This is a genomic window from Aminobacter sp. LjRoot7 (genome assembly GCF_964252895.1).
GTDB classification, from domain to species: Bacteria; Pseudomonadota; Alphaproteobacteria; order Rhizobiales; family Rhizobiaceae; genus Aminobacter; species Aminobacter aminovorans_B.
This window is the reverse complement of the sequence record NZ_CAXUPX020000008.1, coordinates 159,312-178,849: the sequence shown is the minus strand read 5'-3', so window position 1 is coordinate 178,849 and position 19,538 is coordinate 159,312. Positions and strand designations below refer to the sequence as shown.

Below are 19,538 nucleotides of genomic sequence, written 5' to 3'. Positions count from 1 at the left end.
AATTGGAAGCAGGATCAGTACTTGGGGGTTAATCGCCGTCGACCCGCCCGCGCAGCTTCTTGACTGTCGAGCGCCCGGACTTGGTCTTCAGCCTGCGCTCGACCGAACCTTTTGTCGGTTTGGTCTTCTTGCGCGGCGGCGGCGGCGGCTCGGCTGCCTTGGCGACCAGCGCTGTGAGCCTGGCGCGCGCATCGGCCCGGTTTTGCTCCTGCGTTCGGTAGCGTCCGGCTTCGATGACGATAACGCCATCCTTGGTCGCCTTCTGGCCGGCGAGCTTGATCGTGCGTTCGCGCACGCGCTCCGGCAGCCCCGGCGCGTTGGCGGCGTCGAAGCGCAGCTGCACGGCTGTCGCCACCTTGTTGACGTTCTGGCCGCCCGGCCCGGAGGAGCGGATAAAGTTCTCCTCGAGGTCATCAGGATGGATGACCACGTCATTGGCGATGAAAATCTTGTCGTCGGCGCTCATGCGTGAAGTCATGCCGTGCCGGCGCGCAAAAGAAAAGGCCCGGCGCTTGGCCGGGCCTTTCGATGTTTGCTGCGGGCGCTGGCCTGGTTACTCGGCGGCCTCGCGCACCTGCGGGGCCGCGCCCAGCACTGCCGCGTCGACATGGCTTTCGAACTTGCCGAAATTGTCGACGAACATCGACACCAGCTTCTTGGCCTGGCGGTCATAGGCGGCGCCGTCGGCCCAGGTCGAACGCGGGTCGAGGATCTTGCTGTCGACGCCGGGCACCGAGACCGGAACGGCGAAGCCGAAGTTTGCATCGGTGCGGAACTCGACCGAATTCAGCGAGCCGTCGAGCGCTGCCGACAGCAGTGCGCGCGTCGCCTTGATCGGCATGCGCGAGCCCGTGCCATAGGCGCCGCCGGTCCAGCCGGTGTTGACCAGCCAGCAGTCGACATTGTGCTCGGCAATCAGCTGGCGCAGCAGGTTACCGTACTCCGAGGGGTGGCGAGGCATGAACGGCGCGCCGAAGCAGGTCGAGAAGGTCGCTTCCGGCTCGGTCACGCCGCGCTCGGTGCCGGCGACCTTGGCCGTGTAGCCTGACAGGAAGTGATACATCGCCTGCGCCGGGGTCAGCTTGGCGATGGGCGGCATCACGCCGAAGGCATCGGCCGTCAGCATGATGATGTTCTTCGGGTGGCTGGCCTGGCCGGTGGCGCTGGCATTCGGGATGAAGTCGAGCGGATAGGCGCAGCGGGTGTTTTCGGTGCGCGAGCCGTCGTCGAAGTCGGGAACGCGGTTCTCGTCGAGCACGACGTTTTCGAGCACGGTGCCGAAACGCTGGGTAGTAGCGAAGATTTCCGGTTCGGCTTCGGCCGACAGGCGGATCGTCTTGGCGTAGCAGCCGCCCTCGAAGTTGAAGATGCCGTCCGGGCCCCAGCCGTGCTCGTCGTCGCCGATCAGCGTGCGCTTGGGGTCGGCCGACAGCGTCGTCTTGCCGGTTCCCGACAGGCCGAAGAACACGGCGGCGTCGCCGTCGGGGCCTTCATTGGCCGAGCAGTGCATCGGCATCACGCCCTTGGTCGGCAGCAGGTAGTTGAGTGCGGTGAACACCGACTTCTTCATCTCGCCGGCATAGGCGGTGCCACCGATCAGCACGATCATGCGGGTCAGGTCGACGGCGATCACCGTCTCGGTGCGGGTGCCGTGACGGGCCGGGTCGGCGCGGAAGGACGGCAGGTCGATGATAGTCATCTCGGGCACGAAGCTCGCGAGCTCGGCCGCCGTCGGACGGATCAGCAGGTTGCGGATGAACATCGAGTGCCAGGCGAATTCGGTGACGACGCGCGTCGGCAGGCACAGCGAGCGGTCGGCGCCGCCGATCAGGTCCTGGACATAGAGGTCCTTGTCGGCTGCCTGGGCCAGGAAATCGGCGTGCAGCGCGTCGAACTGGGCGCGGCTGATCGGCTTGTTGTTGTCCCACCAGACATGGGCTTCGGTGTTTTCGTCGCGCACGACGAACTTGTCCTTGGGCGAACGGCCGGTGTGCTGGCCGGTCTCGGCGACGAGCGCGCCATGCGCCGTCAGCTTCGCCTCGCCGCGGCGGATCGCTTCTTCGGTGAGAAATGCAGCGCCAAAATTGTAACGGACGGTGCCCGACGTTTTGAGCCCTGCCGTTTCGATCCCGCAGGCGGGATTTCGCTTACCGGTTTCGGTCATTTAGTGAAGCCTCGTAGCCATGACGCTGTGTCCGGTCTGCGGGCCGGACGCCGCTGTCCCAACGGGACTGAGGCAGGCTGAAACAGAAAAGGTCAGCGATATCAAATCATTAATCGATTTAAAAATTTTGAAATTTGTCTAAATCGTTTAAAAGGTGTGCAAGCACCCGTCGGTCCACACAAGATCGGCAGTTTTTTGTTCGAGCTTTGGCGCCGCCGCCCCATATAAGGCAAGCACAAGGCATGGCGGTTGCGCTCCCCTCGAACGGAGGCTATGCCACATTTTGTACCTAATTTGTCCTGCACAAGCCCTGCTCTAAGCAGGAAGGGACACCCGCTCATGAGGGAGCCGCTGGAAATGGCAACGATCGCGCTTGTCGACGACGACCGCAACATTTTGACATCGGTTTCGATCGCACTCGAGTCCGAGGGCTATCGCGTCGAGACCTATACGGATGGTGCGTCGGCGCTCGAAGGGCTGGCCGCGCGTCCGCCGAACCTCGCCATCCTCGACATCAAGATGCCGCGCATGGATGGCATGGAGCTGTTGCGCCGGCTGCGCCAGAAGACCGACCTGCCGGTGATCTTCCTGACCTCCAAGGATGACGAGATCGACGAGCTCTTCGGCCTCAAAATGGGCGCCGACGATTTCATCCGCAAGCCGTTCTCGCAGCGCCTGCTCGTCGAACGCGTCCGCGCCGTGTTGCGCCGGGCAAGCGCCCGCGAGGCAGCGACCAAGGCGCCGACGCAGCAGGCTCGTTCGCTGGAACGCGGCCAGCTGGTGATGGACCAGGAGCGCCACACCTGCACCTGGAAAGGGGAACCGGTCGTGCTCACCGTCACCGAATTCCTGATCCTGCACTCGCTGGCGCAGCGCCCGGGCGTGGTCAAGAGTCGCGACGCCCTGATGGATTCGGCTTATGATGAACAGGTCTATGTCGACGACCGCACCATCGACAGCCACATCAAGCGCCTGCGCAAGAAGTTCAAGGCTGTCGACGATGACTTCGAGATGATCGAAACCCTCTACGGTGTCGGCTACAGATTCCGCGAAGCGTGATATCGGCGAGGGCTGAGATCACATGGCGATGGACGCAGAGATCAGGAAGCCAGCGGCCGCCCCCAGGCGGCCGCGCGGGCGTCTGCTGTTTCTCGACCGTGCCCGGATCCGCCTGAGCCGCCTGCTCGGCCATTATTTCTTCTCGAGCCTGACCCGCCGCATCCTGTTTCTCAACCTTGCCGGCCTGGCCGTGCTGGTCGCGGGTATCTTCTATCTCAACGCGTTTCGCGGCGCGCTGATCGAGGCGCGCGTCGAAAGCCTGATGACGCAAGGCGGCATCATCGCCGGCGCCATCGCCTCTTCGGCGACGGTTGAAACCGACGCCATCAGGATCGATCCGGAAAAGCTGCTCGAGCTGCAGGCCGGCGAGAGCCTCGGTCCTGGCACCGACCAACTCGACAGCCTCGACTTCCCGATCAACCCGGAGCGCGTCGCGCCGCTGCTGCGCCGGGTCATCTCGCCCACCCGCACCCGCGCCCGCATCTACGATCGCGACGCCAACCTTCTGCTCGACTCGCGCCACCAGATCCTGCGCTACGACCTGCCGCCGGTGGAAGAAGAAGAGCCGACGCTGATCGAGCGGGCCCAAAAATTCATCTTCGACTTCTTCGTTGACAGCTCCCTGCCGGTCTACAAGGAACAACCTGGCGGCAATGGTGCTGCCTTCCCCGAGGTCGTGCAGGCTCTGACTGGTGGACCGGCGACCATCGTGCGCGTCAGCGAGCAGGGCGAGCAGATCGTCTCCGTCGCAGTTCCGATCCAGCGTTTCCGCGCCGTCCTTGGCGTGCTGATGTTGTCGACCGAAGGCGGCGACATCGACAAGATCGTGGCTGCCGAGCAAAAGGCCATTCTGCGCGTCTTTGGCGTCGCGGCACTGGTCACTGCCATCTTGTCGATGGTGCTGGCATCGACGATCGCAACGCCCCTGCGCCGCCTGTCGGCCGCCGCCAACCGCGTCCGCCGCGGTGGCAAGAACCGCGAGGAGATCCCTGATTTCTCCGACCGCCAGGATGAGATCGGCAATCTGTCGGTCGCCGTGCGCGACATGACCAACGCGCTTTATGCCCGCATCGAGGCGATCGAGAGTTTCGCCGCCGACGTCAGCCACGAGCTCAAGAACCCGCTGACCTCGCTACGTAGCGCCGTCGAGACCTTGCCGCTGGCCAAGAACGAAAGCTCGCGGGCGCGCCTGATGGAGGTCATCCAGCACGACGTGCGCCGGCTCGACCGGCTGATCACCGACATTTCCGACGCTTCGCGCCTCGATGCCGAACTGGCCCGCGAAGACGCGAGCAAGGTCGACCTCAAGAAGTTCATCGGCGATCTGGTTTCGGTGTCACGTGAGACCGGTCGCCACAAGAAGCCGGTCGAGATCGAGTTCTCCCCCGCCAAGCTGCCGGCCGGCGTGAAGAACTACAATGTCGCCGGCCATGACCTGCGTATCGGCCAGGTCATCACCAACCTGATCGAGAACGCGCGTTCCTTCGTGCCCGACGAGCATGGCCACATCGCCATTTCGCTGGCGCGGGTCGGCAAGTTCAACGTCATCACCGTCGAGGACAACGGTCCCGGCATCCGTGCCGAGAACATCGATCGCATCTTCGAGCGCTTCTACACCGACAGGCCCGCCGGCGAAGCCTTCGGCCAGAATTCCGGCCTCGGCCTGTCGATCAGCCGCCAGATCGTCGAAGCCCATGGCGGCACGTTGACGGCAGAGAACATCACCGGCACCAAGCCGGGCGAGCTCAAGGGCGCCCGTTTCATCGTCGCCTTCCCGGCCGAAAGCTGATCCGTGACGCCGGCCAACATGCATGCGACGGCGGTTGTGCTCGGCGATCGCGGCGTGCTGATTGCCGGAGCGTCGGGTTCGGGCAAATCGTCGCTGGCCTTGGAGCTGGTCGACAGGTTCCGCGGCGCTGGTCGTTTCGCCCGTCTGGTTTCCGACGACCAGGTGTTCCTTTCGGCGCATCAGGGCCGGCTCGTCTGCCATGCGCCGTCAACGATTGCCGGTCTCGTCGAAATCAGGGGCTTGGGCCCCGTTCCCGCAAAATATGAGGCCGCGACGGCTGTCGACCTGCTTGTCAGGCTGGTTCCGGCCAATGAGGTCGAGCGATTGCCAGAGGAAGCAAGCGAGCCTCTCTTGGGTTGCAGTGTGCCTAGGCTGATGCTCGCGGAGCGCGAAATCGTTGTGGCCACACCCGCGCTGCTCGCCGCGCTCGGCGCCCGGTTTGTGGCCTGAGGCTGCCCAACATTTTTGCTGCATTGCGTCAAAATGGCATGTCGTGCCGTAAATTGGGGCTTGTAAACGCCCTCGCCGTCGACAACATAGCGCTCCCGCCCTCCGCGAAGGCGGCAAAAATACTGCGCGGCTGTGAAAGTGCCATGACGGGAGCCATGACAGAATGATCGGACTCGTGCTTGTAACGCACGGTCAACTGGCTGAAGAGTTCCGCCACGCGGTGGAGCACGTCGTCGGACCGCAGGATAATTTCGAGACCGTTTCAATCGGCGCCGACGATGATATGGCGCAGCGCCGCAGCGACATCATCAATGCGGTTGCCCGCGCCGACACCGGTACCGGCGTCGTCGTCTTGACCGACATGTTCGGCGGCACGCCGTCGAATCTCGCCATCTCGGTGATGGAAGCCGGTCGTGTCGAGGTCATCGCCGGCATGAACCTGCCGATGCTGATCAAGCTGACCAGCGTGCGCAAGGCCGACAACATGCCGGGCGCCCTCGACGAAGCGCAGGCGGCAGGGCGCAAATACATCAATGTTGCAAGTCAGGTGCTGAGCGGCAAATGAGCGGCATGCCCTACTCGCCCGAGAAGGGCCACGTCATCCGGGATCTCGCCATCGTCAACCAGCGCGGTCTGCATGCGCGCGCTTCGGCGAAGTTCGTCCAGATCGCCGGCGAGTTCCAGGCCTCGATCAGCGTCGAAAAGGACGGCATTTCGGTCGGCGGTACCTCGATCATGGGCCTGATGATGCTGGCTGCCAGCCCCGGCTGCACGATTCGCGTGACCGCGAGCGGACCCGAGGCCGACCAGGCGATGGAAGCACTTGCGACACTCGTCGCCGCCCGCTTCGGCGAGGAGTGCTGATCGCCGGGCATCTGCCTAGTGACATGCACGAATAAAGATTTCTTTATGTCCCATTGTCGATGACGGCCTGATCTGGTAGTCAGGCCGATCTTTCGCGCGCCCTTTCAAGCCTCCCGCTTTGGCGCGCAGCAAACAGGAATCGGAGCAAGCCATGACGGGTAGCAAGGATTATCTGGTCGCCGACATTTCGCTCGCCGGCTGGGGTCGCAAGGAAATCGAGATCGCCGAAACCGAAATGCCGGGCCTGATGGCCTGCCGCGAGGAATTCGGTGAAGCCAAGCCGCTCAAGGGCGCGCGCATTTCCGGCTCGCTGCACATGACCATTCAGACCGCTGTGCTGATCGAGACGCTGAAGGAACTTGGCGCCGACATCCGCTGGGCCTCGTGCAACATCTTCTCGACGCAGGACCACGCGGCCGCGGCGATTGCCGAAGCTGGCATCCCGGTCTTCGCCGTCAAGGGCGAGACGCTCGAGGAATACTGGCAGTACACCGACCAGATCTTCCAGTGGACCGACGGCGGCGCCACCAACATGATCCTCGACGATGGCGGCGACGCCACCATGTACATCCTGATCGGCGCCCGCGCCGAAGCCGGCGAGAATGTGCTGTCCAACCCGGGCAGCGAAGAGGAAGAAATCCTGTTCGCCCAGATCAAGAAGCGCATGGCTGAAACGCCGGGCTTCTTCGCCAAGCACAAGGCCGCCATCCGTGGCGTCACCGAAGAGACCACGACCGGCGTCAACCGTCTCTACCAGCTGCAGAAGAAGGGCCTGCTGCCCTTCCCGGCGATCAACGTCAACGACTCCGTCACCAAGTCGAAATTCGACAACAAGTACGGCTGCAAGGAATCGCTGGTCGATGGTATCCGCCGTGGCACCGACGTCATGATGGCCGGCAAGGTCGCCGTCGTCTGCGGTTACGGCGACGTCGGCAAGGGCTCGGCTGCCTCGCTCCAGGGCGCTGGCGCCCGCGTCAAGGTCACCGAAGTCGACCCGATCTGCGCGCTGCAGGCCGCAATGGACGGCTTTGAAGTCGTCACGCTTGAGGATGCTGCTCCGACCGCCGATATTGTCATCACCACGACCGGCAACAAGGACGTCATCACCCTCGATCACATGCGCCTGATGAAGGACATGGTCATCGTCGGCAACATCGGCCACTTCGACAACGAGATCCAGGTCGCCGCTCTGCGCAACCTGAAGTGGACCAACGTCAAGCCGCAGGTCGACATGATCACCTTCCCGGGTGGCAAGCGCATGATCCTGCTGTCGGAAGGCCGTCTGCTCAACCTCGGCAACGCGACCGGCCATCCGAGCTTCGTCATGTCGGCGTCGTTCACCAACCAGACGCTGGCCCAGATCGAACTCTGGACCAAGCCCGGCCAGTACAAGAACGAGGTCTACGTGCTGCCCAAGCACCTCGACGAGAAGGTTGCCCGCCTGCATCTCGACAAGCTCGGCGCCAAGCTGACCACGCTGAGCGATGAGCAGGCTACCTATATCGGCGTCACGCCGAAGGGTCCGTTCAAGCCGGAACACTACCGCTATTAACCATAGCGAATAAACATACCACATATTGAAGCCGGGCGATTGACTTTCGCCCGGCTTCTCTTTTTGGGCAATCGCCTTCTTCACGGCGATTCGCCTACCGGGTATTGTGACGTGATTCGTCACGCGCCCGTCCTCGGCGGGACTTTGGGGGCGCTTCAGGGCGGTCTTGCATTCAGGCGGCGGAGAGGAACAAGACATGCCGGGGGAATACCCGCTTCCAGCGGGACAGGCCGTTTCCGGCGGCCACCAGGATTCGCAGATGGCCCGTTCCAGCGGCAGGTGGCAGACCATGCGTCGGCTCGGCGGCCGCGCAGCTGTCGTCCTGCTTGGCGCTACCGCTCTTTGCACGCCTTTCGGCTTTGCCCATGCCCAGCAGGCATCTGTTGCCGGCCTGCCCGTGAGCACCGCTGAAGTCATCCAGCTTGCCATGTTCGTCGGCGTGATGGGTGCTGCCCTGATCTCCGCCATCGCGCTGATCCGCGAAAAGGGCCGCATCAGCGCCGAGAACGTCGAGCTGCGCGGCCGCGTCGCCGACCTCAATGCTTCGCTGCAGCGTTCCGAGGCTTTGCTCAATCTGCGCGACCAGCGCGTCATCGTCTGGGCCAACGAAAACAAGAAGCCCGAGCTTGTCGGCTCGCTGCCGATCGAGACCGGGGCGCCTGATGACCGCGCCGCCTTCCTCGGCTTCGGCCGCTGGCTGATGCCGCGTTCGGCTGCGGCACTTGAAAACGCCATCGCTGCCTTGCGCGACAAGGGCACGGCGTTCGAATTGATTGCCGAGACCCATGCCAATGCCGCGCTTGAGGTCCATGGCCGCAAGAGTGGCGCGCATGTCATCGTCCGCTTTGTCTCGATTTCCGAGGCGCAGCGCGGCCAGGCGCGGCTGAAGCTCGAAAACCAGCGCCTCGGCGCCGAATACGAGACGCTGATCGGCCTGATGGACGCCATCGACATGCCGTTCTGGATGCGCGATGCCGATAACCGCCTGAAATGGGTCAACAAGGCCTTCGCCAAGGCCGTCGAGGCGGTGGATTCGTCCGCCGCCATCCGCGACGGCAAGGAATTCCTCGGCACGCAGTCGCGCGAGGCGATCGCCCAGCAGCACCAGACGCGGCCCCTGTTCCAGCAGACGCTTTCGACCGTCATCGACGGCGACCGCAAGATGTTTGCCGTTACCGACCTCGTCGGCAAGGAAGGCTCGGCCGGCATCGCCGCCGACATGAGCGCGGCCGACGCCATTCGCGAGGAATACAGCCAGGTCGTGCGAAGCCACGCCGACACGCTCGACCAGGTTGCCACCGCCGTCGCCACCTTCGACGCCGGACAGAAGCTGCGCTTCTACAACAACGCCTTCCAGAAGCTATGGGATCTCGACGCCGGCTACATCTCGAGCGCGCCCGACAATGCGCTGCTGCTCGACCGCCTGCGCAGCGAGCGCAAGCTGCCCGAGCAGCAGGAATGGCGCCGCTGGAAGGAGAACCTGCTGTCGGCCTATCGTGCCGTCGATCCGCAGGAGCATCTCTGGCACCTGCCCGACGGCCGCACCATCCGTGTGGTTGCCAATCCGCAGCCCAAGGGCGGCGTCACCTGGGTGTTCGAGAACCTGACCGAAAGGATCGATCTCGAAAGCCGCTACACGACAGCCGTGCGTGTGCAGGGTGAAACCCTCGACAACCTGGCCGAAGGCGTCGTCGTCTTCGGGCCTGATGGTCGTATCCGCCTGTTCAATCCCGCTTTCGGCCTGCTCTGGGGCGTCTCGCCTGAAGCGCTGCGGCAGAGCACGCATATCTCGGCCATCCGCGCCGAATGCGATACCCGTGCCGATAACAGCCCGTGGGGCGATTTCGTCTCCGCCGTCACCGGCTTTGACGAGCGCAGCGACCGTCACGGCCAGACCGAGCTCAAGAACGGCTCGGTGCTGCAGCATGCCGTCATCCACCTGCCCAACGGCCAGGTGATGCTGACCTTCGTCGACGTCACCGACAGCGTCAATGTCGAGCGCGCGCTGAAGGACAAGAACGAGGCGCTGCAACGCGCCGACCAGATCAAGAACGAGTTCGTCCAGCACGTGTCCTACGAGCTGCGTTCGCCGCTGACCAACATCATCGGCTTTACCGAGCTGTTGTCGCTGCCCGGCACCGGGCCGCTGTCGCCGCGCCAGCGCGAATATGTCGAGCATATAGGGTCGTCGTCTGGCGTGCTGTTGACCATCGTCAACGACATCCTCGACCTTGCCACCGTCGACGCCGGCATCATGCAGCTCGACATCTCCGAGGTGCATGTCCACCGCGCCATCGAGGCCGCCGCCGAGCTGGTTGCCGACCGGCTGGAGGAGCACTCCATCAAGCTCGCCATCGAGGTCAAGAGCGCGCCCAAGAGCTTCAACGGCGACGAAACCCGCGTGCGCCAGATCCTCTACAATCTGCTCAGCAACGCGGTGAATTATGCGCCGGCTGCGAGCACCATCACGCTTGCCTGCCGCCAGCGCGCCGAGGGCATTGAATTCTCCGTCCATGATGACGGCCCGGGCGTGCCTCCCGAAGTGCTCGACACCATGTTCCAGCGCTTCGAATCCCGCGTCAACGGCGGCCGCAAGCGCGGCGCCGGCCTCGGCTTGTCGATCGTCAAGAGTTTCGTCGAGCTGCATGGCGGCACTGTCCGCATCGACAGCGGCAAGGATCTTGGCACCACGGTCATCTGCCTGTTCCCAGACGTGCCTGCCGGCGTCCGGGTCGCGGCGGAGTAGCACGTTTGACGACGGCCAGATCGCTGGAACGATTCCTGCCCGACGAGGCCGCCACCACGCAGCTGGGCGAGGACCTTGCCATGGCCGTGCGGCCAGGCGATGTGTTCCTGCTCGATGGCGACCTTGGCGCCGGCAAATCGACTCTGGCGCGCGGCCTGATCCGCGCCCTGGTCGGTGATCCCGTGCATGAGGTGCCGAGCCCGACTTTCACGTTGGTTCAGAGCTACGACACGCCAGTCCCTGTCCATCACTTCGACCTCTATCGCCTGTCGTCGTCGGAAGAGCTGGAAGAGCTTGGTTTTGACGAGGCGGTGAACTCGGGCGTGGCGCTGGTCGAATGGCCGGAGCGCGCCACTGATGCCATGCCGGCAACCAGCCTGCGCATCGCGTTCCAGCATGAAGGCGATGGCCGTCGCATCACGATTACAGGCGATGGCCCGGCCCTCGACCGCATTGGCCGTTCGCTCGCCATGCGCGACTTCCTCGTGGCTTCAGCCTGGGGCGACGCCCATCGCACCCGTTTCATCGGCGACGCTTCGGCGCGGTCCTATGAGACGGTGACGCTGGAAGGCCATGCGCCGCTGGTGCTGATGAACTCGCCGCGCCTGGTGCTCGGCCCGCCTGTCCACGACGGCAAGCCCTATGCCGAGATTGCGCACACCGCCCAGACCGTCGCTGCCTTCGCCGCCATCGACAGGGCTTTGGCAGCGGGTGGCGTCACCGTGCCCGGCATAGTCGCCCAGGACCTCGACCAGGGCTTCCTGTTGCTCGAACATCTCGGCTCAGGCGCTTTCCTCGATCCCGCGGGCAAGCCTTTCGCCGAGCGCTACGCCGCAGCGGCCGAACTGCTGGCGATGATTCACGGGAAACACTGGGGTGACCGGCTCGAGGCAGCATCAGGCGTGATCCACCAAGTGCCGCCCTTCGATCGCGATGCGCTGATGATCGAGGTCGACCTCCTGCCTGCCTGGTACGTGCCGGCAGTCACTGGCGCGCCGGCCTCGGATGCGCTGCGCGACGGTTACCATGCCGCCTGGAACGCCGTCTTCGACCGCCTTGCCGACAAGCAGTATGGTCTGGTGCTTCGCGACTATCATTCGCCCAACATCATCTGGCGCGGTGATCGCCAGGGCCACGACCGGCTCGGCATCGTCGACTTCCAGGACGCGCTGATCGGCCCGGTCGCCTATGACGTCGCCTCACTCGCCATGGATGCGCGGGTGACCCTGTCGCCCGACATCGAGCGCAGCACCGTCGATGCCTATGTCGCCGCTCGTTATGCCGCAGGCAGCTTCGACGAGGCGGCGTTCCGCGAGGCCTACGCCATCATGGCAGCACAGCGGAACTCGAAGATCCTCGGCATTTTCGTCCGCCTCGACCGGCGCGATGGCAAGCCGCAATATCTCAGGCACCTGCCGCGCATCAGGGACTATCTGCACCGCGCGCTCTCTCACCCGGCACTCGCGGAACTGCGCGACTTCTACCGCGACAACCGCCTGCTCGAGGAGTTCTGACGGTGAGCGGAGCATCCACCATTCCTTCCGTCGCCATGGTTCTCGCCGCCGGCCTGGGCAAGCGCATGCGGCCGATCACCGACACGATCCCCAAGCCGCTGGTGCGCATATCGGGCAAGACCCTGCTCGACTGGGGCCTCGACAGCCTCGCCGAGGCGGGCGTCGAACGGGCCGTGATCAACGTCCACTATTTGCCCGACCAGATCGTCGAGCACGTGGCTTCCCGCCAGGCGCCGCGCATCGAAATCTCCGACGAACGCGACGGGCTGCTCGATTCCGCCGGCGGAATCGTCAGGGCGCTGCCCCTGCTTGGTGCGGCGCCGTTCTACATCGTCAACGCCGATACCTTCTGGATCGACGAGGGCGTGCCCAACCTGACCCGCCTCGCCCTTGCCTGGGATGCCGGGCGCATGGATATTCTCCTGATGCTGGCGGACCTCGAACAGGCGACCGGACACTCCGGTTGCACCGATTTTCTCGTCGCCTCGGACGGGACGTTGAGCCGTGCCAAGGGCGCACCCGAAGGGCTGATCTATGCCGGGGCGGCGATCGTCCACCCGCGCCTGTTCGACGAAGCCACCGAGACCCCGCACTCGCTTAACCGCTACTTCGACGAAGCCATCACGACGGGCCGGCTCCATGGCATGCGCATGTCGGGCAGCTGGATCACTGTCGGCACGCCCGATGCTATCGCACCCGCCGAGGCTGCGGTGAAGAGGGCATCGGCGGAGGCGCAATGAGCGGCCGCGCGTCGCCACGTGTCTTTTCCATCCCGCCCGGCACCCCCTTCCTGCCGACGTTGGCGGCATCGCTGCTCGACGGCAGCCTGATCCCCGACTTCCGTTTCGACGGCGATCCGCTGGCCCTGGCCGACGTCACCATCTACGTGCCGACGCGCCGCGCCGCGCGCGCCCTGCGCGGCGTCTTTGTCGACGCCGGCGGCGGCAGTTCGGCGATCCTGCCGGTCATCAAGCCGCTGGGTGAGTTCGACGAGGACGAAGCTGCCTTCGAGGACGAGGGTGGCGGCGCGCTCGACCTCGCCCCGCCGGTTTCGGCCACCGACCGCCTGCTCCTGCTCGCGCCGCTGGTGCGCGCCTGGAAGCGCCGCCTGCCCGCCCACGTCGCCGCCCTGTTCGAGGAGGAGATCGTCGTGCCAGCCTCGGCAGCGGACGCTATCTGGCTGGCGCGCGACCTGGCCGGACTGATGGACGAAATCGAGACCGAAGGCTCCGACTGGTCGCGGCTTGCCGGCCTGGTGACGGGCGAGCTGTCGGGTTGGTGGCAGGTGACGCTCGACTTCCTCTCCATCGTCACCAGCGCCTGGCCGGAAATGCTGAAGGAGCGCGGCCAGTCCAACCCCGCCGCCCACCGCAGCGCCCTGATCCGCCTTGAAGCCGAGCGGCTGAAACGCAACCCGCCGGCCGGACCGGTCATCGCGGCGGGTTCCACCGGCTCGATCCCTGCTACCGCCGAGCTCCTCGCCGCCATCTCGCGCCTGCCGCGCGGCGCAGTCGTCCTTCCGGGACTGGACGCCACGCTCGACCAGCGCGCCTATGAGACGATCACCGAGATCGGTGCCAGGGCCTCGGTGCTCGGTCATCCCCAGTACGGCCTCGCCAAGCTGATCGGCAAGATCGGCATCCTGCGCGACGACGTTGACGAGCTGGGCGCACCAACCCGCGCCATGGCCCGCCGTGCCGCCATCGTCGGCGAAGCGCTGCGGCCGGCCGAGACCACCGACGCCTGGGCTGAAAAGCGTGGCGACGTCGATGACGCCGAGATTGCGGACGCCTTCGCTGGTGTCACGCTTCTCGAAGCAGCCCATGAGCGCGACGAGGCGGCGGCGATCGCCATTGCGCTTCGCCAGGCGGTGGCCCAGCCTGGCCATCGCGCGGCACTGGTCACCAGCGACCGCAACCTTGCCCGCCGCGTCGCCTCCGAGCTTCGCCGCTTCGGCATCCAGGCCGACGATTCCGGTGGTTTGCCTCTGGCCAACACGCCGCCGGCGGCACTTCTGCGCACAATGCTCGCTGCCGCCTTCCGCCCGGGCGATCCCGTGGCTGTGCTGTCGCTGCTCAAGCATCCGCTGCTGCGCCTTGGCCGCGAGCGTTCGGCGGTCCGCCGCGCCGCCGAGACCATCGAACTCGTCGTGCTGCGCGGCGGTGTCGGCCGGCCAGATATTGCCGGGCTCGCCGAGGATTTCGAAGCGCGCCTTACCGGCATTGGCGATGCCTCGCGCAAGCCCTTCTGGTTCGACCGCATCAGCGTACGCCGCATCGAGGAAGCCCGCGACGTCGCCAACAGGCTGGTCTCCGGCCTGGCGCCGCTGTTTGCCTTCCGCGGCGACGCGCAGGTCGAGCTGGCAGCGATCGTCAGGGCTACAGTCGAGGCACTGGAAAATTTCGCGCGCGACGAGCATGGCGGCCTGGGCACGCTCTATGACGGCGATGCCGGCGCCAAGCTCGCCGAGGCGCTGCGTTCGCTTGTTGCCGCGCAGGCGTCGTTCAGCTTCGCCGCCGACGAGTGGCCTGACGTCATGGATGCGCTGGTGGCGCCCGAGGCGGTCAAGCCGGCGCAAGGTGCCGACCGCGCCATTGCCATATGGGGCGCGCTCGAAGCCCGCCTGCAGACCGTCGACACGTTGGTCATCGGCGCCCTCAACGAAGGCAGCTGGCCGCGCAAGGCCGAGGCCGACCGCTTCATGTCACGTGTCATGAAGACCGGCATCGACCTTGAGCCGCCGGAACGCCGCATCGGCCTTGCCGCCCATGATTTCCAGATGGCGATGGGCGCGAAGAATGTGGTCTTGTCGCGCTCCGCCCGCTCGGGCGATGCGCCCGCCGTGCCGTCGCGCTGGCTGCAGCGCCTGCTCACCTATCTCGGCCCCGACCATGCGGCGGTGCTGCGAAAACGCGGCGAAAGCCTGCTTCATTGGGCACGCCAGCTCGATGCCGGCCAAAAAACCGATTTCGCATCGCGTCCCGAGCCCAGGCCGCCGGTGGAGGTCAGGCCGCGCCGCTTCAGCATCACCGAGATCGAGACGCTGCGCCGCGACCCTTACGCCGTCTATGCCAGGCGCATCCTCGGCCTGTCGGCGATCGACCCGCTGGTGCGCGATCCAGGTGCCGCCGAGCGGGGCACGCTGTTCCACGACATCCTGCATCTGTTTTCCGCGACCATCGTCGATCCGCGTGCTCCCAATGCGTTCGACGCGCTGATCGCCGCCGGCCGCCATTGCTTCGCCGAAGCGGCCCTGCCCGCCGACGTCGAGGCTGTCTGGTGGCCGCGCTTCGAGCGGCTGGCGGTCAACATCATTGAATGGGAACGCAGCCGCGCCGATGCGGTGGCCTCGCGCCACGCCGAGGAAGGCGCTTCAGCCGTCGAGGTCGGACTCAGTGGCGCGACGCTGTCGGGCCGCGCCGACCGCGTCGACCTGCTCGCTGGCGGCATGGCTGACATTCTCGACTACAAGACCGGCTCGTCACCATCCAAGGCGCAGGCGCACACGCTGATCTCGCCGCAGCTGGCGCTCGAAGGCGCGCTATTGCGGCGTGGCGCCTTTCGGGAGCTTGGCAAGCGCGAGCCCTCGCAGCTCGCCTTCGTCAGGCTGAAGCCGAATGGCGAGGTGTTCGAGGAATCCATCCTCGAGCACAACCGCAAGCCCAAATCGGCCATAGAACTGTCGGAAGAGGCCTGGGAGCGGCTGGAGCAACTCCTGCTGCACTACAACGACCCGACGACAGGTTATCTCTCTCGCGCCCTGCCCTTCCGCGAAGGCGAGACCGACGGCGACTACGACCATCTCGCCCGCGTGCTCGAATGGTCGGCCGGCGGTGACGGCGGCGCGGAGGGCGAGGAATGAAGAAGAAGTTCTTCGTCCCCACCGAGACCGCCGAACGCCAGGCGCGCGCCTCCGATCCCGCCAATTCCGTCTGGGTGTCGGCCAATGCCGGCTCGGGCAAGACGCACGTGCTGTCGCAGCGCGTGATGCGGCTTTTGCTGCGCGGCACCGACCCGTCCAAGATCCTCTGCCTGACCTATACCCGCGCCGCCGCCGCCAACATGTCGAACCGCGTTTTCGCCAATTTGTCCGAGTGGACAATGCTGCCGGATGCGGAACTGGCCGAGCGGATCACCGCCCTCGATAGCGCGCGCCCTGATGCGGCCAAGCTGCGGCGTGCCCGCCGGCTGTTCGCCGAGGCGCTGGAAACGCCGGGCGGATTGAAGATCCAGACCATCCACGCCTTCTGCGAGTCGGTGCTTCACCAGTTCCCGCTCGAGGCCAACATCGCCGCCCATTTCGAGATGCTCGACAGCCAGATGGAGGCAACTTTGTTCGCCACCGCGCGGCGCGACATGGTCACCGGCGCTGGCGAGCACAATCCGGAGCTGGCCGAGGCCTTTGCTAAGGTGCTGGAGCGTGGCGGCGAGGCCGGGCTCGATGCGCTGCTGGCCGAGATCGTGCGCAAGCGCGATGGGCTGCGCGCCTTCATCGCCCAGATCCAGGACTTTTCCTGGCCGTTCGGCGCGCTCTACGAGGAGTTCCGCTTTTCGCCTGACGACAGCGCCGAAGCCATCGCCGCGTCGATCTGGCCGCTGCCTAGTTTCGAGCCGGCCTTCTTCAATGCCTTCGCTGCGGCAGCCGAAGTCACCGACGCGCGCAGCGTGCTCAACAACATCCTGCCCTATGCCCGCCTCGCTTATGCCGAAGCCGACCCGATCCGTCGGCTGTCGCTTCTGACGGACGCCTTCCTCAAGGCCGATGGCGATCCTTACAATCCATCGAGTGCCTTCAAGAAGGCGCTGCTCGACCGGTTGCCCGATCTTCCCGAGCGTTATGCGGCCACCGCAGCGGCCATCACCGAGGCCGCCGATCGGCTCGCCCATTTCCGCATGCTGGAGGCAACGCAGGCAGCGCTGACCATCGCCGACTGGCTGATCGCCCGCTACGAGCGGCTGAAGACCGGCCGTGGCTTCCTCGACTTCAACGACCTGATTACCCGCACCGTTAACCTGCTGGCGCGCCCCGATGCCGGGCCTTGGGTGCAGTACAAGCTCGACAAGGGCATCGACCACATCCTGCTCGACGAGGCACAGGACACCAGCCCCGACCAGTGGGAAGTGGTGAAGCGGCTGGCGGAAGAGTTCTTCTCCGGCTTCAGCGCCCGCGACAATGTCCACCGCACGGTCTTTGCCGTCGGCGACGAAAAGCAGTCGATCTATTCGTTCCAGGGCGCAGCACCCGAATCCTTCGACAACTCCAAGCATGAATTCGCCGGCCGCATCCGCGATGCCGATGCACGTTTCGAGGATGTCACGCTGACCTGGTCGTTCCGCTCGACAGACGACGTGCTGTCGGCCGTCGACCGCGTCTTCGAGGATACCAGCGTCCGTCGCGGCGTCACCCGCGCGCCCGAGCCGCCGAGCCACAAGGCGATCCGCGCTGGTGCGGCAGGTTACGTCGAGGTCTGGCCCTCCGTCGGTGCCGACGCCGTCGACGAGCCCGACGACTGGCGCAAGCCTATCGACCATGCCCATGCGCCCGCAGTGGTCGTCGCCGAACAGGTTGCGGCGACGATCCGCAAATGGCTCGACGAGCGCGAGATTATCGAAGGCACGGGCAAGCGCCTGCGCGCCGGCGACGTCATGGTGCTGGTGCGCAAGCGCGACCGCTTCGTGCACGCCCTGTCGCGGGCGCTGAAGCGTCGCGACATTCCCGTCGCCGGCGCCGACAGGTTGAGCCTGCCCGGCCATATCGCGGTCAAGGACCTGATCGCGCTTGGGCGTTTCCTGATCCAGCCTGAGGACGACCTGTCGCTGGCCGCCGTGCTGCGCAGCCCGATCTTCGGCCTGTCGGAAGATGCGCTGTTTGTGCTCTCGGCCGATCGCGGCAAGGGAAGGTCACTGATCGCCTCGCTGCGCGACCATGCGGCGGGCGATGCCGCGTTCGCCGAGGTCGCGGCGACCCTCGAAGCCTGGTCGACCGAGGCTGCCTTCCGGCCGATCTTCGAGTTCTATTCCGGCGTGCTTTCGGGTGGTCCGAACCGCGACGGCGTGCGCCGGAGGATGATCTCGCGCCTCGGCCAGGAGGCCGGCGACATCCTCGACGAGTTCCTGAATTTCTGCCTGGCCGAGGAGCGGACCGGCCTGCCCGGTCTCGAATCCTTCCTGTCGACGCTCGAAAGCGCCGGTCCCGAGATCAAGCGCGAGATGGACCAGACGCGCGACGAGGTCCGCATCATGACCGTGCACGCGGCCAAGGGCCTGGAAGCTCCCGTCGTGTTCCTGGTCGACAGCGGCTCGGCGCCGTTCAGCGACCAGCATCTGCCGCGCCTGATGCCCTTCGTCCCCCGGGAGCGGCATTGGCAGGGCAAGGGATATCTCTGGCGCGCCGGGGCCGATGTCGCCAACGTCTTCTCCAAAGGTGCCAGCGCGCTGGCCCGCGATCTCGCCGACGACGAGTACCGGCGTCTGCTTTATGTCGGCATGACCCGCGCCGAGGACCGACTGGTCGTCTGCGGCTATCACGGCAAGCGCCAGCCCGGCCTCAATACCTGGCATTCGATCGTCAGCCGTGCGCTGTCGGTGGCGCCCGAGAGCGAGGAGCGCGGCCATCCCGTCACTACAGACAGGGTTGTCCACCGCTTCCGCGTCACACCATTGCCGGCAACTCCGCTGTCGGCGCCGGAACCGGCGGCCGGCGACAGGTCGCGTGTCGAACCCTTGCCGGACAGCCTCTATGCCGAGCCCCCGCCCTTCGAGGACCTGCCGCGGCCGCTGTCGCCGTCGGGTGCTTCGGCGCTGATCGAGGAGACGCAGGAAGTCGTCATCTCCGGTCGCTCGCCGGTGCTCGATGCTGAAGGCGAACCGGGTTTTGCCATCGCCCGCGGCTCGGCCCTGCATCGCCTGCTGCAGATGCTGCCGCGCCTTGACCCGGAAGCACGCCAGCCCGCCGCCGAGCGCTACCTCGCCCGTACAGGTCGGGGCTGGCCGGAGGCGGAGCGTGCCGGCGCGCTGGCCTCGGTCCTTGCCGTGCTTGGCGACCCGCGATTTTCGCCGCTGTTCTCGCCTTCCTCGCGCGCCGAAGTGTCGATCATGGGCAGCCTTGATGTCAGGGGAAAGCCGCGCTCGGTGTCTGGCAAGATCGACCGCCTGGCGGTCACCGACAGCGAGGTGTTGATCGTCGACTACAAGACCAACCGGCCGCCGCCCGCCTCCTTCGAGCAAGTGCCGAACGCCTATGTCGTGCAGCTTACGCTCTACCGGGCGCTGCTCCAGCCGCTCTATCCCGGCAAGGCGGTTTCGGCGGCACTGCTGTTCACCGACGCAGCGCGGCTGATCGCTGTACCGGCCGAGGCGATGGATGCCGCCCTTGTTCGACTCACCCAAGCGTGACACAA

At 65.7% G+C, this 19,538-nt stretch carries 13 protein-coding genes; 11 read left to right on the top strand and 2 right to left on the bottom strand.

All coding sequences use genetic code 11. The features are described 5' to 3' along the window. Positions 1 to 28: 28 nt before the first annotated feature. Positions 29 to 466 carry an alternative ribosome rescue aminoacyl-tRNA hydrolase ArfB gene (gene arfB / locus ACSQ3E_RS21685; RefSeq protein ID WP_192312825.1) on the bottom strand — a complete coding sequence of 146 codons (438 nt, stop codon included), beginning with the start codon at positions 464 to 466 and terminating at the stop codon, positions 29 to 31. 87 nt (positions 467 to 553) lie between these two features. Then, positions 554 to 2,164: a phosphoenolpyruvate carboxykinase gene (locus ACSQ3E_RS21680; protein WP_436124280.1), complete on the bottom strand. Its 1,611-nt coding sequence runs from the start codon at positions 2,162 to 2,164 to the stop codon at positions 554 to 556. A 357-nt stretch (positions 2,165 to 2,521) separates the two neighbouring features. Here ACSQ3E_RS21680 and ACSQ3E_RS21675 point away from each other — a divergent pair, with 357 nt between their 5' ends. From ACSQ3E_RS21675 to addA, 11 genes are all read left to right on the top strand, one after another. Continuing rightward, complete coding sequence (locus ACSQ3E_RS21675; RefSeq protein WP_109578295.1) at positions 2,522 to 3,223, top strand: response regulator transcription factor; 702 nt, start codon at positions 2,522 to 2,524, stop codon at positions 3,221 to 3,223. Between the two features lie 22 nt (positions 3,224 to 3,245). Continuing rightward, positions 3,246 to 5,012, top strand: a complete 1,767-nt coding sequence (locus ACSQ3E_RS21670; protein ID WP_436124279.1) for a stimulus-sensing domain-containing protein — start codon at positions 3,246 to 3,248, stop codon at positions 5,010 to 5,012. A 3-nt stretch (positions 5,013 to 5,015) separates the two neighbouring features. Next, positions 5,016 to 5,462 (top strand): HPr kinase/phosphorylase, encoded by a 447-nt coding sequence (locus tag ACSQ3E_RS21665; RefSeq protein WP_436124278.1) that lies wholly within the window; start codon positions 5,016 to 5,018, stop codon positions 5,460 to 5,462. Between the two features lie 163 nt (positions 5,463 to 5,625). After that, entirely contained in the window at positions 5,626 to 6,027 is a 402-nt protein-coding gene (locus ACSQ3E_RS21660; RefSeq protein WP_310325571.1) for a PTS sugar transporter subunit IIA, read from the top strand. Then, complete coding sequence (locus tag ACSQ3E_RS21655; RefSeq protein ID WP_115729997.1) at positions 6,024 to 6,326, top strand: HPr family phosphocarrier protein; 303 nt, start codon at positions 6,024 to 6,026, stop codon at positions 6,324 to 6,326. The genes ACSQ3E_RS21660 and ACSQ3E_RS21655 overlap by 4 nt, the downstream gene beginning before the upstream one ends. A gap of 151 nt (positions 6,327 to 6,477) precedes the next feature. Further along, a complete protein-coding gene (gene ahcY, locus ACSQ3E_RS21650; protein WP_115729996.1) occupies positions 6,478 to 7,878 on the top strand; it encodes an adenosylhomocysteinase in 1,401 nt (466 codons plus the stop codon). A gap of 196 nt (positions 7,879 to 8,074) precedes the next feature. Next, positions 8,075 to 10,624 (top strand): ATP-binding protein, encoded by a 2,550-nt coding sequence (locus ACSQ3E_RS21645; protein WP_436124277.1) that lies wholly within the window; start codon positions 8,075 to 8,077, stop codon positions 10,622 to 10,624. 5 nt (positions 10,625 to 10,629) lie between these two features. Further along, positions 10,630 to 12,138 carry a tRNA (adenosine(37)-N6)-threonylcarbamoyltransferase complex ATPase subunit type 1 TsaE gene (tsaE, locus tag ACSQ3E_RS21640; protein WP_436124276.1) on the top strand — a complete coding sequence of 503 codons (1,509 nt, stop codon included), beginning with the start codon at positions 10,630 to 10,632 and terminating at the stop codon, positions 12,136 to 12,138. A 35-nt stretch (positions 12,139 to 12,173) separates the two neighbouring features. Continuing rightward, the gene (locus ACSQ3E_RS21635) at positions 12,174 to 12,878 is read left to right on the top strand and encodes a nucleotidyltransferase family protein (RefSeq protein WP_436124368.1); all 705 of its coding nucleotides are present in this window, start codon (positions 12,174 to 12,176) and stop codon (positions 12,876 to 12,878) included. After that, complete coding sequence (gene addB / locus ACSQ3E_RS21630; protein WP_436124275.1) at positions 12,875 to 16,000, top strand: double-strand break repair protein AddB; 3,126 nt, start codon at positions 12,875 to 12,877, stop codon at positions 15,998 to 16,000. Before ACSQ3E_RS21635 ends, addB begins: the two co-directional genes overlap by 4 nt. Then, on the top strand, positions 15,997 to 19,533 hold the full coding sequence (gene addA, locus ACSQ3E_RS21625) for a double-strand break repair helicase AddA (RefSeq protein ID WP_436124274.1): 3,537 nt from the start codon (positions 15,997 to 15,999) through the stop codon (positions 19,531 to 19,533). Before addB ends, addA begins: the two co-directional genes overlap by 4 nt. The last annotated feature ends 5 nt before the right edge of the window (positions 19,534 to 19,538 follow it).

Excerpts from the sequence above, each read along its gene's own strand:
- arfB (WP_192312825.1), bottom strand. The coding sequence starts at position 466 with ATGAGCGCCGACGACAAGATTTTCATCGCCAATGACGTGGTCATCCAT.
- ACSQ3E_RS21680 (WP_436124280.1), bottom strand. The coding sequence starts at position 2,164 with ATGACCGAAACCGGTAAGCGAAATCCCGCCTGCGGGATCGAAACGGCA.
- ACSQ3E_RS21675 (WP_109578295.1), top strand. The coding sequence starts at position 2,522 with ATGGCAACGATCGCGCTTGTCGACGACGACCGCAACATTTTGACATCG.
- ACSQ3E_RS21670 (WP_436124279.1), top strand. The coding sequence starts at position 3,246 with ATGGCGATGGACGCAGAGATCAGGAAGCCAGCGGCCGCCCCCAGGCGG.
- ACSQ3E_RS21660 (WP_310325571.1), top strand. The coding sequence starts at position 5,626 with ATGATCGGACTCGTGCTTGTAACGCACGGTCAACTGGCTGAAGAGTTC.
- ACSQ3E_RS21655 (WP_115729997.1), top strand. The coding sequence starts at position 6,024 with ATGAGCGGCATGCCCTACTCGCCCGAGAAGGGCCACGTCATCCGGGAT.
- ahcY (WP_115729996.1), top strand. The coding sequence starts at position 6,478 with ATGACGGGTAGCAAGGATTATCTGGTCGCCGACATTTCGCTCGCCGGC.
- ACSQ3E_RS21645 (WP_436124277.1), top strand. The coding sequence starts at position 8,075 with ATGCCGGGGGAATACCCGCTTCCAGCGGGACAGGCCGTTTCCGGCGGC.
- ACSQ3E_RS21635 (WP_436124368.1), top strand. The coding sequence starts at position 12,174 with ATGGTTCTCGCCGCCGGCCTGGGCAAGCGCATGCGGCCGATCACCGAC.
- addB (WP_436124275.1), top strand. The coding sequence starts at position 12,875 with ATGAGCGGCCGCGCGTCGCCACGTGTCTTTTCCATCCCGCCCGGCACC.
- addA (WP_436124274.1), top strand. The coding sequence starts at position 15,997 with ATGAAGAAGAAGTTCTTCGTCCCCACCGAGACCGCCGAACGCCAGGCG.